Source organism: Caballeronia sp., assembly GCF_049581465.1.
GTDB lineage: Bacteria > Pseudomonadota > Gammaproteobacteria > Burkholderiales > Burkholderiaceae > Caballeronia.
In genome coordinates, this window is sequence record NZ_JBAUSA010000079.1 from 1 (window position 1) to 14,566 (window position 14,566).

Below are 14,566 nucleotides of genomic sequence, written 5' to 3' on the forward strand. Positions count from 1 at the left end.
CCTGCACTTCGACCCGGCGCTACTCGCCACGCTCGACGCGCGCGGCGTGGAACGCGCCACCCTGACGCTGCATGTGGGCGCGGGCACGTTCCAGCCCGTGCGAGTGGAAAACCTCGCCGATCACCAGATGCATAGCGAGTGGTACCGGTTGCCGCAATCGCTCGCTGACAAGATCGCGGCGACAAAGATGCGGGGCAATCGCGTGGTCGCGGTCGGCACGACGTCATTGCGCGCACTCGAAGCCGCTGCGCGCGATGCCGCCAACGCCGGCCAGCCGCTTGCTGAAACGAGCGCTGAAACCGACATTTTCATCACGCCGGGCTACGAATTTCGCGTCGTCGACCGGTTGGTCACCAACTTCCATTTGCCGAAATCGACACTGATGATGCTCGTATCCGCCTTTGCCGGCATGGACGCGATTCGCGCGGCGTATCAGCATGCGATTGGCGAGCGGTATCGATTCTTCAGTTATGGCGACGCCATGTTGTTGACCCGGCAGCCCAAAGCCTGACCCGGCCGGTTACAAAGTACAAAAATCCCCGTCACCCATTTGCGCCGGACTGTCTTCCGGTGGCACAGGAGCTTTTGAATGAACGAAGTAACCGCAGAACGCGCAGCGCACACGCAGCCCGAAAACGGCCTCAAGTTCGAGTTGCTCACAACCGACGGCCAGGCCCGTCGCGGCCGCGTCACGCTGAATCACGGCGTGGTGGAAACGCCGATTTTCATGCCGGTCGGCACCTACGGCACGGTGAAAGCGGTTCAGCCGCGCGAACTCGAGGAAATGCACGCCCAGATCATTCTCGGCAACACCTTCCACCTGTGGCTGCGCCCCGGGCTGGAAGCGATTGGCGCACACGGGGGCTTGCATCGATTCATGAACTGGCACCGGCCGATTCTCACCGATTCCGGTGGCTTCCAGGTCTTTTCCCTGGGCGACCTGCGCAAGATCACCGAAGATGGCGTCACGTTCGCATCGCCGATCAACGGTGACAAGTTGTTTTTGTCGCCGGAAATTTCGATGCAAATCCAGAAAGTGCTGAACTCGGACATCGTGATGCAGTTCGACGAATGCACACCATTCGCGACCAACGACGTGCCTACGCCGCACCAGGATGCCGCCGATTCCATGCGCATGTCGATGCGCTGGGCCGGGCGTTCCGTCAGCGAATTCGCCCGGGGCGAGAACCCGAACGCGCTCTTCGGCATCGTCCAGGGCGGCATGTTCGAGGACCTGCGCGACGAGTCGCTGGCCGGCCTCGCCGATATCGGCTTTCACGGCTTCGCGATCGGCGGTTTATCGGTGGGCGAACCGAAGGAAGACATGATGCGGGTGCTGAATCACATTGGCCCCAAGCTCCCCGCCGACAAACCGCATTACCTGATGGGCGTCGGCACGCCGGAAGACCTGATCGCGGGCGTGGCGGCGGGCGTCGATATGTTCGATTGCGTCATGCCTACGCGCAATGCACGCAACGGCTGGCTATTCACCCGTTTCGGCGATGTGAAAATCCGCAACGCCGCGCATAAGAACTCGTTGAAGCCGCTCGACGAATCCTGCGGTTGCTATACATGCCGCAACTTCACGCGCGGCTATCTGCACCATTTGCATCGCGTGGGCGAGATTCTCGGCGCGCAGTTAAACACGATTCACAACCTGCACTATTACTTGCAACTGATGCAGGAAATGCGCGATTCGATCGAAAATCACGCGTTTAGTGTGTTTGTGAAGGTGTTTCACGAGAATCGCGCGCGGGGAATCGACTAGAGGACCGCTGGCGCTCGGGGGCAGGGGCGGTTCTGCTGAACACCGCCCGAAATGCTGACACTCGCTGGACGCGACCAGATGCAAAATCAGGAGCGAAACCAGAGGCAAATCGAGGCGCGCCAAGCAAACATTACAATGTCATTGCGTCGCGCTTTAAGAGCTTGATCCCAAAGCGCATTCCCCTGATGTCGCGACGAGGGCCAGTGGTAGAATAGCGGGCTAAATTTCTGATTGTTATAACGGAGAGACCAACGTGTCGTCTATTTTCAATGCCTTCGGTTCAGGCGCAGAGGGTGCTCAATCGAGCATCATGAGTTTCCTGCCGCTCATTCTGATGTTCGCCGTGCTGTATTTCATCATGATCCGGCCGCAAATGAAGCGTCAAAAGGAACATCGCAACATGCTGGCTGCCATGGCAAAGGGCGATGAAGTAGTGACGAACGGCGGTATCGTGGGTAAGGTTACAAAGGTAACGGACGCGTACGTGGGCGTCGAGATCTCGGAAGGTACTGAGATCACGATTCAAAAAGCCGCTGTCACAACGATCCTCCCGAAAGGCACGATCAAGTCGCTCTAAGGCCAACTATCTCGCGTCTGGCGCGGCCCTTGGACGGGAGTACCTGAACTTAAAGGTCTCCCCCCATTTCGCTGGACGTATCGGACGCTCTGCACGTTTTCGCTCGGCGTCCCAAGCCAACTCTCCTGTTCGGCCATCTCATGAATCGCTACCCCCTTTGGAAATACGTCGTGATGCTGGTGGCGCTCGTCATCGGCCTCGTCTATACACTGCCCAATTTTTTCGGCGAAGCGCCGGCGGTGCAGGTATCGAGCGGCAAGGCAACGGTCAAGCTTGACTCGGTTACGCTGGCTACGATCGAGAGCGCGCTTGCGTCCAGCAAGATCACGCCCGACGGCGTGACCTTCGACAACTCGTCAAACAACGCGAATATCCGTGTGCGCCTGAAAGACACCGACACGCAATTGCGCGTGAAGGATCTGTTGCAGAAAGCGCTCAATAGCGATCCGAACGATCCGCAATACGTGGTCGCGCTGAATTTGCAAGCGGCCTCTCCTGGCTGGCTGACCGCAATGCACGCATTGCCCATGTACCTCGGGCTCGACTTGCGCGGCGGCGTCCACTTCCTTCTGCAAGTGGACATGGCGGGGGCGTTGAACAAGAAGCTCGATTCGAACGCCGCCGATGCACGCGCCTATCTCCGCGATAAAAATCTTCGCGATGGCGGCGTGAATCGCGTGAATCAATCGATCGTTGTCAATTTCTCCGACCAGGCCACCGCCGACGCGGCACGCACGCAGTTGGTCGGTGCGTTGAGCGAACTGCAATGGACGACGCGTCAGGGCGGCGACGGTTACCAGGTGGTCGGCACATTCACGCCGGCTGCGCAAAAACTGGTGGAAGACGGCGCGCTCAAGCAGAACATCACCACGTTGCATAACCGCGTGAACGAACTCGGCGTGGCGGAGCCGGTGATCCAGCAACAAGGCTCCGACCGGATCGTGGTCGAACTGCCGGGCGTGCAGGACACGGCGAAGGCGAAGGACATCATCGGCCGGACGGCTACGCTTGAGGCCCGTCTCGCCGATCCGACCAATACGCATCCGGGACCGAACGATCCCGTACCGCCTGGCGACGAGCTTTTCACCCAAGGCAATACCGGACCGACCTTGCTGCGCAAGCAGATAATTTTCACCGGCGACCGGATTATCGACGCGTCGGCGGGCTTCGACGAACATCAGCGTCCGTCCGTCAACATTCGCCTCGACGCCGCCGGCGGGCGCGCCGTCAGCAGCGTATCGCGTGACAACATCGGCAAGCCGATGGCCATGGTGCTCTTCGAGAAGGGCAAGGGTGAAGTGCTGACGGTCGCGACCATTCAGTCCGAGCTCGGCGATCGCTTCCAGATCACCGGCCAACCGTCGCCGCAAGCGGCGGCCGATCTGGCGCTGCTGTTGCGCGCGGGGTCGCTGGCGGCTCCCATGGACATCATCGAAGAGCGCACGATCGGCCCGAGCCTTGGCGCCGACAACATCAAGAAGGGCTTCGATTCGGTGCAGTACGGTTTCGCCGCGATCGCCGTCTTCATGGTCGCGTACTACATGCTGTTCGGCCTGATTTCCATGCTGTCGCTGTCGCTGAACCTGTTGCTGCTGGTCGCCATCCTCTCCATGTTGCAGGCTACGCTCACGCTGCCGGGTATCGCGGCTATTGCGCTTGCGCTCGGTATGGCGATCGACGCAAACGTGCTGATCAACGAGCGTATCCGCGAGGAATTGCGTCATGGCGCCCCGCCGCAACTGGCTATCCAGAACGGCTTTTCACACGCCTGGGCGACGATTCTCGACTCGAACGTGACCACGCTTATCGCGGGTCTGGCTTTGCTGGCGTTTGGTTCCGGACCCGTGCGCGGCTTCGCGGTCGTGCACTGTATCGGCATCATGACGTCCATGTTCTCCGCCGTGTTCTTCTCGCGCGGGCTCGTGAACCTTTGGTACGGCGGCAAGAAGAAGCTGCAATCGCTGGCGATTGGCCAGGTGTGGCGTCCCGAAGGGCACGATGCGGCGGCGTCGACGGCTGCTTACCTCGCGAACGAGCGTGGTGACGATTCTCACGTCGACGAAATCATCCAGGCGGCTCCCCGAGCCAAGACGCCGGCGCCGGCACGCGCTCAAAAGCAACAGCCGACCGTCCGTACGGGCAAGCCCGTGGTGCGCCGTCGCTCGGGTCCCGGTATTGATCCAAAACTCGATCCGAAAAAACCTGGCTCGTCCAACTGAGTCCCGGAGAATAAATCATGGAATTCTTTCGTATTCGACGCGACTTGCCGCTGATGCAGCGCGCGTTGATCTTCAACGCGATCTCGCTCATCACCTTCCTCGCGGCCGTGTTTTTCCTCGTGCATCGCGGGCTGCACCTGTCGGTGGAATTCACCGGCGGGACTGTGGTGGAAGTGCAGTACCCGCAAGCTGTGCCGCTTGAACCTGTGCGCAGCACGATGGCAACGCTCGGCTATTCCGATGCGCAAGTGCAAAACTTCGGCACCTCGCGTGACGTGCTGATCCGCTTGCCGTTGAAGGTGGGCTTGACGTCGGCGCAACAAAGCGATTTGGTGATGGCTGCCCTGAAGCATCAGGACGCGCAGGCGCAACTTCAGCGGGTGGAATTCGTCGGTCCGCAGGTGGGTAAGGAACTGGTGACGAACGGCCTGCTCGCGCTGGCGTGCGTGGTGATCGGCATCGTGATCTACCTGTCGTTCCGCTTCGAGTGGAAGTACGCGGTCGCCGGCGTGGTCGCCAACTTGCACGACGTGGTGATCATCCTTGGGTTCTTCGCGTTCTTTCAGTGGGAGTTTTCGCTCTCCGTGCTGGCCGCAATTCTCGCGGTGCTCGGGTATTCGGTGAACGAGTCGGTCGTGATCTTCGACCGGATTCGCGAAACGTTCCGCAAGCAGCGCAAGATGACCGTTGTCGAGGTGATCAACCACGCGATCACCAGCACCATGTCACGAACCATCATCACCCACGGTTGTACGGAAATGATGGTGCTGTCCATGTTCCTGTTCGGCGGCCCGACTCTGCACTACTTCGCGCTGGCGCTGACGGTGGGGATCTTGTTCGGTATCTATTCGTCGGTGTTCGTCGCTGCCGCGCTGGCCATGTGGCTCGGCGTGAAACGCGAAGACCTGATCAAGGAGAAGAAGCCGAAATACGATCCAGGTGACCCTAATGCGGGTGCCGAGGTGTGAGATTTAGGGTTTGATGATATGCGGGGTTGAAAGGCCGGTTCTCAGGAACCGGCCTTTTTTGCTTTTGGGCGCGCAATTGCAACATTTTGTGCTGTAAGCAGACGCGCTTGAGGCTAGGTGCGTTGGCGAAGGGGACCGGTCCATAGCAGTGCCCTTCCCAAACATTCCATGTGTATGTACAATTGTACATATAGGCGGTTGCATGGAATTCGAGTGGGACGAAGACAAGAATCGAAGTAACGTCCGCAAGCACGGCATCGATTTCAGCGACGCCATCGACGTATTCAACCATCCGCTGCTGACCGTGCCGGACTTGAGGGAAGACTTTGGCGAAGAGCGCTGGGTAGCGCTCGGATGGATGCGGGTGACCGTGGCCGTGGTGGTCTACGTCGAGCGCAGCGGTGACACCATTCGGGTCATCTCGGCTCGCAAAGCTACACGCAGTGAAGCACAACGCTATGCACAACGCATCGGACATTGATGCGCTTGACCGGCGCCTCGCGGAAATCAGGGGTTGGAGAACATACGATGACTAAAACATCCAAAACGGATTGGAAGCGCCTTCGGGCCGCGAAGGATTCGGATATCGACACAAGCGATATTCCCGAACTGGGCGATGACTTCTTCCTGCATGCCGAACTGCATACGCCGCCGAAGCAGGCCGTGACCATGCGGCTCGATGCCGATGTGCTGACGTGGTTCAAGGAACAAGGCCAGGGCTATCAGACCCGGATCAACAAATTGTTGCGCGCCTATATGCAGGCGCAGCAAAAGCGGCAATCGTAGGGGTCGCTGCGTTTAGCGGTCCTGATCGCGGTGCGTGCCGGTTGAGGGTAGAGCGGTTCCGCGAGCGGCGGCGAGAAGGATTCCACCCTCGCCCCACACTCACCGGAAGCAGAACCGCCCTGCCCCGCGCTCAGCCAAATTACTGTCGAACCCCTTCAGCCTGGATATGCAGCACCGTCTTCATGCTGAAGCCGTACGCCTTGCCATAATCGATACCAAAATCCGCGCGATCGAACGTCGCCGTCGATTCCGTGCCGCACACTTCCTTCTTCATCATCGGGTGCGTGAAGCACTTGAACGACTGGATCGTCAGCGTCACCGGCTTCGTCACGCCGTGCAGCGTCAAGTCGCCCATCACTTCCGTCGGCACATCACCCTTGAACTTCATCGACGTGCCCTTGTAGGTCGCCGTCGGGAACTTGTCGGCGTCGAAGAATTGCGCGCTTTTCAGTTCACCGTTGAGCTTCTCGTTACCGATCGCCACCGAGGTCATGTCGATGGTCACGTCCAGCGTGCCCGTCTTGGCTGCGCGATCAATCGTCACCGTGCCGCTGCTCTTGTCGAACTTGCCGCGCCACGTCGAAATGCCGCCAAAGTGATCCGCCTCGAACGACGGATACGTGTGGTTCGGGTCGAGCTGATACGTGACTTCTTCGGCCAATGCGTTAAACGATACCGCTGCGACCAGCGCGCCAAGGGTTGCGACGAACAGATGCTTTTTCATGAGAGTTCCCCAACGGAAAGTTTGGAAAAGAAGTCAGCGCGTAAAGCGCTTATTTCTTGATATTGACGATGTGAAACTTGATGACGACGTCATCGGCCACCACCGATGTGTCTTTCCATTCGCCGGCGCCAATATCGAACTGCGTGCGCTTGATCGGCAACGCGCCATCGAAGATCTGCGCCGCGCCCTGTTGCGTGACAGTAACCGGCACCGTGACGTTTTGCGACTTGCCTTTGATGGTCAGCTTGCCGCTGACATTGAACTTGCTGCCGCCAGCAGGCGCGATTCCCGTCGATACAAACGTCGCGGTCGGAAAGTGCGCAGTGTCGAACCAGTCCTTGTCGCGAGCCTGCTTGTTGTAGCTCTCGTCGCCGAGATCGTAGCTCGTGGTGTCGATGGTGATATTCGCGCTGCCCGCCGTCGGCTTGGCGGGATCGAAGTCGAGCTGGGCGGTGAACTTCTTGAACGTGCCATCGACCGGGACGTTCATCTGCTTCGAGGTCGCGACCACGCTGCTCTTGCTGCTATCCACATCGGCGTGAGCCGCGGCCGTGAATAACAACGAGGCGGCACAGCCGGCGAGCAACCAACGGGAGAATTTTGTTTGCGTCATGTTTGTCCTCTATCGATCCGCGCGCTCACGCGAGCGCGACGCGATCTTTTCAAATTCGGCCACCCATCATTTGAGAGTGAAATGCAACCCCGCGCAACCGGCGACCAAGAAATGCGCTATCAACACTGATGAATCAATGCACCCAAAAATGGGTTGAATATTGCTTATCGAAGGAACGGGATCATGCGCGCGAGAAGTCCGTCACGATCGATGAATTGATGCTTCAGTGCCGCCAGCACATGCAGCGCCACCAGGACGAGCAACGTGTAATTCAAATAGATATGGACAAGGCGCAACGTACCTTTTAATGCAGTGTCGGGTCCGATAATCGTTGGCAGCGGCAACAATCCAAGATAAACCACCTGGATACCGGCCGCCGAGCTATATAGATAGCCGGACGCGGGAATAATCAACATGAGCGCGTAGAGCAGAAAATGCACGAGATGCGCGAAGCCCTTCTGCCAGGCTGGAATCCGGCGCGGCATGGCAGGTGCCTTGTGCATGCTGCGCCACAACACCCTGATGAGGGCCAGCGCAAACACGGTCACGCCGATCCACTTATGCCAGGAGAAGTACTTGAGTTTCGTCGGCGTGAAACCGGGAATGTCGGTCATGATCCAACCAAGATAAAAGCCGCAGACGATCAGCAACGCGATCAGCCAGTGAAGGCTGATCGCGGTCCTGCTGTAGCGCTCGTTATTGGCAAAGTTCGGGCTGCGATCCATGCGTGGTCCACCAGAGAAATGCGGTATTGACGTTGTGGGAGGGAGGCTCGGCGCTGGGTGGCGCACAGCGACTACGGTTTTTCTGCCTCAAGGGCGCCATCCTACCCGAACGAGTAAAGACTAGCTTTCGTACAGAAAAAATTGCCGGTTTTCATGAGAAATCCATCAATCGAGACTTGGCGCTTCAAGCGGTGACCCATCGCCGTTTGTTACCATGCGCGCTGGTCCAGCCCTTGCTCTAACGAGCCGCGGCCCTGGAGCACAAGGTTGATCCGAACACGCCTGTACGAGCCCTGTATTCAAACCATGGACGAAGCCGACCTGATAGCGTGTCACGAGTGCGACACGCTATACAACAAACTAGCGTTGCCGCGCCACACTAGCGCGAAGTGCGTGCGCTGCGGCGCTACGCTCTACCCGAGCCTGTCCTCGAACCTGAACCGCGCGTGCGCGATCACGCTCGCCGCACTGGTTACGTTCGTGATTGCGCAGGCATTCCCCATCGTTGAACTGGAAACCAACGGCATCACGTCTGAAACCACGCTGATCGGCGCGATTGTGGCGCTGTGGGGCGAGAACATGGAGGTCATCGCCAGCATGGTGTTTTGCGCGACGATCCTTTTCCCGCTCACCGAACTCATCGCGCTGCTCTATCTCCTGGTCCCTCTGAACGCCGGCTTCGTGCCTCCGGCGTTTAGCCGGGTTCTGCGCGCCATCCAGTTGGTGCGGCCGTGGGGAATGATCGAAGTGTTCATGCTGGGCGTACTGGTCACCCTGGTCAAGATGGTGAGCATCGCGCGCGTGATTCCCGAAGCGGCATTGTTCGCGTTCGGCGCGCTGACGCTTTTGTTCGCCATCATCCTGATGCTCGATCCGATCGTGCTGTGGGACGTGGCGGAGCGCGTTGCGGGCCGGCCACTATCGCTTTCGCCCACTGGCGGCCTTCAGCCCAGCCTGGACGTGAAGACTGAAGGCCAGCCTCCCGCCGATCCCGCCAATAGTTCCGTGAATCCATGAGCAATGCATGAACCGAACATGACTAATAAGCCCCTTCCTCCCGAAGACGAAGCGCCCAAGCCGGTCTACACCACGGCGACCCGTGAAGGCTTGATCGCGTGTCACGCGTGCAATCGGGTGCAAAAGCGCGCGTTTACGGTCGAGCGCCAGCGTTGCTCGCGCTGCGGATCGACGTTGCACAGGCGCCATCCAGACTCGGTCGCGCGAACCTGGGCGCTGTTGCTGTCGGCCGCCATCCTTTACATTCCCGCCAATCTGTACCCGGTGATGCACACATCGTCGATCGTGGGTTCCGAAGACGACACCATCATGAGCGGCGTGGCGCTGTTCTGGAACGACGGCGACTATCCGCTCGCCGGCATCATTTTCATCGCGAGCATTCTCGTACCGATGCTCAAGCTCGGCACACTGGCCTATCTCACGTGGGCCACGCAGACACGCTCCAAATGGCGGCCACGCCAACGAACAACGTTATTCAGGATCGTCGAGAAGATCGGCCGATGGTCCATGCTCGATGTATTTGTTATCACGCTCACCGTGGCGCTGGTGCGCTTCGGCTCGCTCGCCGTTATCACACCGGGACCCGGTGCGCTCGCGTTCGCCTGCGTGGTGGTGCTCACCATGCTGGCCTCCATGCAATTTGACCCGCGTCTGATGTGGGACCCTATCGAACCCTCAGGAACGAAACATGACTAGTCCGCAAGGCCCCGGAAACGATCCCGCCAAAGGCCCGAACGATCCGTCGCGAAATGCGGCTGGTGGCGGTTTGCCGCCCAATCTCCCCGATCCGGTCATCGAGCCGCGCAGCCGCTGGGTACCCTCGCTGGTGTGGGTGATTCCGCTGATTGCTGCACTGATTGGCATTGCCCTGGTGGTGAAGTCGGTAGCCGGGCGTGGACCGACGATCACCATCAGCTTCGTCAGCGCCGAAGGGCTCGAAACCGGCAAGACCAAGCTCAAGTACAAGGACGTGGATGTGGGCACCGTGAAGGAAATCACGCTGTCGAAGGATCACGCGCGGGTGCTTGTGGAGGTCCAGTTGACCAAGACCGCCGAAGATTTCGCGGTCAAGGACACGCGGTTCTGGGTCGTGCGTCCGCGCGTGGCGGCAAGCGGCGTGACCGGGCTCGGCACGTTGCTGTCCGGCGCGTATATCGGGGTCGATGCGGGCAAATCGCCGGAAGATGAAAGCCATTTCGTCGGCCTCGAGTCGCCCCCCGCTGTCACCGGCGATCAAAAAGGCCACCAGTTCACGCTGCGCGGCGAGTCGCTCGGGTCCATCGATATCGGTTCGCCTATCTATTACCGGCGCGTGCAGGTGGGCCAGGTGGCCGGTTTCTCCCTCGACAAGGACGGCACCGGCGTCACCATGCAGGTATTCGTGAACGCGCCGTACGATCAGTACATCGGCACGAACACGCGATGGTGGCACGCAAGCGGCGTGGATTTGCGCCTCGACGCCAGCGGTTTCAAGCTCAACACGCAGTCGCTCGCAACCGTGGTACTGGGCGGTCTCGCGTTCCAGACGCCGCCGAACCAGCAACCTGGACCGCAAGCGCCCAACTATATGACCTTCCGACTCGGCGCGGACGAAACCGACGCCATGCGCGATCCGGACGGCCAGCCGGTACACGTAGTCATGAGGTTCAACCAGTCGCTCCGCGGGCTGTCGCAGGGCGCGCCAATCGATTTCCGCGGCATCGTGCTGGGAAATGTGACCGGCATTGGTATCGAATACGATCCGAAGACGCTCACCTTCCAGATGCCCGTGACAATGGACATCTACCCTGGCCGCCTCGGCAAGCGCTTCGCGGACTCGGTACCGCCCAACGATGCCGCGGCCGGCCAGGAACTGCTTGAACAGCTGGTCGCGAACGGCTTGCGTGGCCAGTTGCGCACCGGCAACCTGCTGACGGGCCAACTCTATGTCGCGCTCGATCTGTTCCCGAAGGCGGCGAAAGCCAAGGTGAATGTGGCGGGCGATCCGGTCGAATTGCCGACCGTGCCGAACACGCTCGACGAGTTGCAGGTCCAGGTGGCGGATATCGCGAAGAAACTGGATAAGATCCCGTTCGACGAGATCGGCACCAACCTGAACAGCGCACTGAAGAACGCGAACAATCTCTTCAACCAGCTCGACACGCAAGTCGTGCCGGAGGCGCGCGACACGCTCTCGGCGGCGAAGAAAACCTTCGGCGAGGCGCAATCCACGTTGCAGCAGGATTCGCCGCTTCAGTCCGACGTTCATCAGGCGCTGCAGGAACTGACGCGCACGCTGCAATCGCTCAATGCGCTCGCCGATTATCTGGAACGTCATCCGGAGTCGCTGGTGCGCGGGAAACCAGGAGATAAACCATGAAGTTCGCCGGAGTTTCGAGGACCGCCGGCGTGGGGTCGGCTCTAGTCGCGCTCACCGTCCTGTCTGCATGCAGTTCGCCGGCTAGCCGCTTCTATACGCTTGGCGGCGGCGACGCCGCCTTGAAAACGAGCACGCCGGCCTCGTTCTATCTGGAGGTATCCGCGGTCGACATGCCGCCTCAAGTCGCGCGGAACCAGATGGTCGTGCAGGACGGCTCGGCGCAGGTCAAGGTGCTTGAGGACGAGCGCTGGGCCTCGCTTCCCGCCGACGAAGTGCGGCGCGCGTTGTCCGCGGACCTGACGCAGCGGCTCGGTTCCATCGACGTATATGGCACGCCTCATCCTGAAGGCGTGCCCGTGTATCGCGTGAAGGTGAACGTGCAGCAGTTCGTGTCGTCGCCAGGGCGTCGCGCGTTGATCGATGCCGTGTGGAGCGTGCGCGGCGTGAACAACCAGGCCGTGTTGACATGCCGCACGCTGGCCGAGCAGCCCGTCGATGCGGGTTTTGACGCGCTGGTCGCCGGGCATAAGCGCGCAGTCAACCAGATTGCCGCCGATATCTCGGCCGGCGTGCACACGGTAAGTCTGGTCCCGATGCCCGTTTCGGCATCGTCGGCCATGCCGAAACCGTCCGCCGGCAAGACGCTCAAAAGCGTTCCGCTGACGCCGGCCGTGCTCCCGTGCCCAATGGCAAGCGTGGCCGCGAGCGCTGCACCGACGCAATAAGCGTGGCTGTGGGGTGATCCTTCGCGAGTCAAGTCCTTAACCCGGTTGTGCTGAAAAGCACGCCGGGTCTTTTGTCGCCCGACCACAACGCCTCGTCTCGAATTTAAGTCACGGTGCTTGGCTGCGGTTAAGATCGCTCTCCGTGACCAATTTCTGCAAGAATCCCAACAAAGATGATGAAACTGATCGGCTCGCTCAGCAGCCCCTTCGTCCGCAAAACGCGGATCGTGATGGCAGAAAAAAAGATCGACTGCGAACTTGTGATCGAAGACGTCTGGGCCGCCGATTCTAAAATCCATGATTTCAATCCGCTCGGCAAGGTGCCGTGCCTGATTCTGGACGATGGCGAAGCCGTTTTCGATTCTCGCGTGATCTGCGAATACGTCGATACCCTCTCGCCTGTCGGCAAGTTGTTGCCCCAAGAAAGGCGCGAGCGTACTGAGGTTCGATGCTGGGAAGCGCTGGCCGATGGCATGCTCGACGCCGCCGTCCTGATTCGCATCGAGACCATGCAACGCGACGCTGATCAACGCAATGAAGCCTGGGTCGCGCGCCAGCAGCGCAAGATCGATTACGGCCTGAAAGCGATGTCCAAAGGGCTCGCCGCGAAGAACTGGTGTTCGGCGAATCATTTCACGCTTGCGGATATCGCGTTCGGGTGCGCGCTAGGCTATATCGAGTTTCGGATGCCCCAAGTGACATGGCGCGAGGAGTTCCCCAATCTGGACAAGCACTTTCAGCGTTTGTCGCAGCGCCAATCGTTTATCGATACATTTCCGGCCTGAAGGGTTTCAGGCGTTCGGCAGGGTGGACGCTTCCTTGGCTTGTTGACCCCTACGCGCCTGACGGCGCGTAGGGGTTTTTGTTTCTCTTCGCTGGTGAGGTTCGGAGGTGTGGTTTAGTCACATTTTCGGAATATATCTATCTACTTGTAGAAAGAATTGAGTGGCCTCGAACCTTTGACACGATGTGACATGTTGCGAGACACATGCGGCACACATGCGACCTATATGGACATACATGCGACATGCTGCGACATGCTGCAACAGACATGCTGCAACAGACATGCTGCAACAGACATGCTGCAACACAAATATCGGCAATCAAAATCTACCTATTGAAAGATAGATTATTTTTGAGATTCTTATATATTTTGATAAACCGTGTTGTGCGTTTCACAATAAAGATAAATGCTGGTAGTTCAACCGAGCGAAACGCTGCGCCGCCTATCGTTTCACGGTTTGCGTGACTTCATCCAGACGCAACTTTGTGTGAAACAGACGGCACGTCAACAAACTACCTTGAAACGCCGCGAATAATGCTCGCGCCGCGACGTCCGGTTTGCCGTTCAAACGCAGGGTTTGCTGCTTGTCGCCTTCGGCCAGAACCTTGGCCAGCCATGACTCATTGGCCTTGAAGAAAGCCTGCACCGCATGGACGACGTCTTCAGTCAGAGACTCGATATCGGTGGCGAGCATGCCGCACAGGCAAATCTGGTTTCCTTCCCCGAGCAATTTGCCGAACAGCTTCACGTATCGGTCGAGCTTTTTTTCGGCTGGCGCGGAGCTATCGATGGCATAAATCGAGGACATTACGTCTGCGCTATAGGTATTCACGGCTTCGAGCACCAGGTCCTCTTTCGCCGGAAAGTAGTAGTGAATGCTCGACGTCTTCACCCCGACCAGCGTCGACAAATCCCGATAACTAAAGCCGTTGTACCCGCGAGTCATTAGCAGAACTTGCGCGTGGTCGAGCAATTGCTCGCGAACCGTGGTTTTTTCAGGCGTTTTATCGGAGTTCATGTCGAAGTCGGTTTCCTCGTCGCCGGATCAGTCGTCTGCCTATTGTCAGCCTGGGGGCTAGGATTGCGGCACCCCAGGCAACGCACCCCGCAACGCCGCAACGCCGCAACCCCGCAACGCCGCAACGCCGCAACGCACCCCCAATTTATCTACTCGCAGATAGATGTTCAAGAACATCCTCTGTTTTAAAAGGGTTTTTCTACGGTGTTTCGGCTGCATTCGCCCCAAACGCGACAAAAGAATCCGATCGGGTATGTACTGATTTTTTATCGATGACCGATGC

Annotated in this window: 16 protein-coding genes; 12 read left to right on the forward strand and 4 right to left on the reverse strand. The window is 59.1% G+C overall.

Going from position 1 to position 14,566, the window contains the following annotated elements:
- From WCA53_RS01855 to WCA53_RS01885, 7 genes are all read left to right on the forward strand, one after another.
- Positions 1–511 (forward strand): S-adenosylmethionine:tRNA ribosyltransferase-isomerase (locus WCA53_RS01855; protein ID WP_423904877.1); only part of this gene is annotated, 511 nt, incomplete at its 5' end.
- Between the two features lie 78 nt (positions 512–589).
- The gene (gene tgt / locus WCA53_RS01860; protein WP_423904879.1) at positions 590–1,768 is read left to right on the forward strand and encodes a tRNA guanosine(34) transglycosylase Tgt; all 1,179 of its coding nucleotides are present in this window, start codon (positions 590–592) and stop codon (positions 1,766–1,768) included.
- 253 nt (positions 1,769–2,021) lie between these two features.
- Positions 2,022–2,345, forward strand: a complete 324-nt coding sequence (yajC, locus tag WCA53_RS01865; RefSeq protein WP_423904882.1) for a preprotein translocase subunit YajC — start codon at positions 2,022–2,024, stop codon at positions 2,343–2,345.
- Between the two features lie 140 nt (positions 2,346–2,485).
- Positions 2,486–4,564, forward strand: a complete 2,079-nt coding sequence (secD, locus tag WCA53_RS01870) for a protein translocase subunit SecD (RefSeq protein WP_423904884.1) — start codon at positions 2,486–2,488, stop codon at positions 4,562–4,564.
- A 17-nt stretch (positions 4,565–4,581) separates the two neighbouring features.
- Positions 4,582–5,532: a protein translocase subunit SecF gene (secF, locus tag WCA53_RS01875; protein WP_423904885.1), complete on the forward strand. Its 951-nt coding sequence runs from the start codon at positions 4,582–4,584 to the stop codon at positions 5,530–5,532.
- Between the two features lie 202 nt (positions 5,533–5,734).
- Entirely contained in the window at positions 5,735–6,013 is a 279-nt protein-coding gene (locus tag WCA53_RS01880) for a BrnT family toxin (protein WP_423904887.1), read from the forward strand.
- A gap of 47 nt (positions 6,014–6,060) precedes the next feature.
- A complete protein-coding gene (locus WCA53_RS01885) occupies positions 6,061–6,318 on the forward strand; it encodes a BrnA antitoxin family protein (RefSeq protein WP_423904889.1) in 258 nt (85 codons plus the stop codon).
- A gap of 139 nt (positions 6,319–6,457) precedes the next feature.
- Here the strand turns inward: WCA53_RS01885 and WCA53_RS01890 are convergent, their stop codons facing one another.
- The 3 genes from WCA53_RS01890 to WCA53_RS01900 form a co-directional block, all read right to left on the reverse strand.
- A complete protein-coding gene (locus tag WCA53_RS01890) occupies positions 6,458–7,042 on the reverse strand; it encodes a YceI family protein (protein WP_423904891.1) in 585 nt (194 codons plus the stop codon).
- Positions 7,043–7,091: 49 nt separating this feature from the next.
- The gene (locus WCA53_RS01895; protein WP_423904894.1) at positions 7,092–7,655 is read right to left on the reverse strand and encodes a YceI family protein; all 564 of its coding nucleotides are present in this window, start codon (positions 7,653–7,655) and stop codon (positions 7,092–7,094) included.
- Between the two features lie 164 nt (positions 7,656–7,819).
- Positions 7,820–8,380, reverse strand: coding sequence for a cytochrome b (locus tag WCA53_RS01900; RefSeq protein ID WP_423904896.1), 561 nt, complete (start codon positions 8,378–8,380; stop codon positions 7,820–7,822).
- Between the two features lie 306 nt (positions 8,381–8,686).
- On the opposite strand from WCA53_RS01900, the gene WCA53_RS01905 reads away from it, so the two are divergent.
- The 5 genes from WCA53_RS01905 to WCA53_RS01925 all read left to right on the forward strand — a co-directional run bounded on the left by WCA53_RS01905 (position 8,687) and on the right by WCA53_RS01925 (position 13,266).
- Entirely contained in the window at positions 8,687–9,397 is a 711-nt protein-coding gene (locus tag WCA53_RS01905) for a paraquat-inducible protein A (protein WP_423904909.1), read from the forward strand.
- 18 nt (positions 9,398–9,415) lie between these two features.
- Entirely contained in the window at positions 9,416–10,093 is a 678-nt protein-coding gene (locus tag WCA53_RS01910; protein ID WP_423904898.1) for a paraquat-inducible protein A, read from the forward strand.
- Positions 10,086–11,756, forward strand: coding sequence for an intermembrane transport protein PqiB (locus WCA53_RS01915; RefSeq protein ID WP_423904900.1), 1,671 nt, complete (start codon positions 10,086–10,088; stop codon positions 11,754–11,756). Before WCA53_RS01910 ends, WCA53_RS01915 begins: the two co-directional genes overlap by 8 nt.
- Positions 11,753–12,481 carry a PqiC family protein gene (locus WCA53_RS01920; protein ID WP_423904902.1) on the forward strand — a complete coding sequence of 243 codons (729 nt, stop codon included), beginning with the start codon at positions 11,753–11,755 and terminating at the stop codon, positions 12,479–12,481. Before WCA53_RS01915 ends, WCA53_RS01920 begins: the two co-directional genes overlap by 4 nt.
- A gap of 173 nt (positions 12,482–12,654) precedes the next feature.
- A complete protein-coding gene (locus tag WCA53_RS01925; RefSeq protein ID WP_423904905.1) occupies positions 12,655–13,266 on the forward strand; it encodes a glutathione S-transferase N-terminal domain-containing protein in 612 nt (203 codons plus the stop codon).
- A gap of 441 nt (positions 13,267–13,707) precedes the next feature.
- Here WCA53_RS01925 and WCA53_RS01930 read toward each other — a convergent pair whose 3' ends face one another.
- Complete coding sequence (locus tag WCA53_RS01930) at positions 13,708–14,283, reverse strand: TetR/AcrR family transcriptional regulator (protein ID WP_423904907.1); 576 nt, start codon at positions 14,281–14,283, stop codon at positions 13,708–13,710.
- Between the last annotated feature and the right edge of the window lie 283 nt (positions 14,284–14,566).

What these genes read in the sequence shown, in the direction of transcription:
- tgt (WP_423904879.1), top strand. Translation starts at nt 590, where the DNA reads ATGAACGAAGTAACCGCAGAACGCGCAGCGCACACGCAGCCCGAAAAC.
- secD (WP_423904884.1), top strand. Translation starts at nt 2,486, where the DNA reads ATGAATCGCTACCCCCTTTGGAAATACGTCGTGATGCTGGTGGCGCTC.
- secF (WP_423904885.1), top strand. Translation starts at nt 4,582, where the DNA reads ATGGAATTCTTTCGTATTCGACGCGACTTGCCGCTGATGCAGCGCGCG.
- WCA53_RS01880 (WP_423904887.1), top strand. Translation starts at nt 5,735, where the DNA reads ATGGAATTCGAGTGGGACGAAGACAAGAATCGAAGTAACGTCCGCAAG.
- WCA53_RS01885 (WP_423904889.1), top strand. Translation starts at nt 6,061, where the DNA reads ATGACTAAAACATCCAAAACGGATTGGAAGCGCCTTCGGGCCGCGAAG.
- WCA53_RS01890 (WP_423904891.1), bottom strand. Translation starts at nt 7,042, where the DNA reads ATGAAAAAGCATCTGTTCGTCGCAACCCTTGGCGCGCTGGTCGCAGCG.
- WCA53_RS01895 (WP_423904894.1), bottom strand. Translation starts at nt 7,655, where the DNA reads ATGACGCAAACAAAATTCTCCCGTTGGTTGCTCGCCGGCTGTGCCGCC.
- WCA53_RS01900 (WP_423904896.1), bottom strand. Translation starts at nt 8,380, where the DNA reads ATGGATCGCAGCCCGAACTTTGCCAATAACGAGCGCTACAGCAGGACC.
- WCA53_RS01905 (WP_423904909.1), top strand. Translation starts at nt 8,687, where the DNA reads ATGGACGAAGCCGACCTGATAGCGTGTCACGAGTGCGACACGCTATAC.
- WCA53_RS01910 (WP_423904898.1), top strand. Translation starts at nt 9,416, where the DNA reads ATGACTAATAAGCCCCTTCCTCCCGAAGACGAAGCGCCCAAGCCGGTC.
- WCA53_RS01915 (WP_423904900.1), top strand. Translation starts at nt 10,086, where the DNA reads ATGACTAGTCCGCAAGGCCCCGGAAACGATCCCGCCAAAGGCCCGAAC.
- WCA53_RS01920 (WP_423904902.1), top strand. Translation starts at nt 11,753, where the DNA reads ATGAAGTTCGCCGGAGTTTCGAGGACCGCCGGCGTGGGGTCGGCTCTA.
- WCA53_RS01925 (WP_423904905.1), top strand. Translation starts at nt 12,655, where the DNA reads ATGATGAAACTGATCGGCTCGCTCAGCAGCCCCTTCGTCCGCAAAACG.
- WCA53_RS01930 (WP_423904907.1), bottom strand. Translation starts at nt 14,283, where the DNA reads ATGAACTCCGATAAAACGCCTGAAAAAACCACGGTTCGCGAGCAATTG.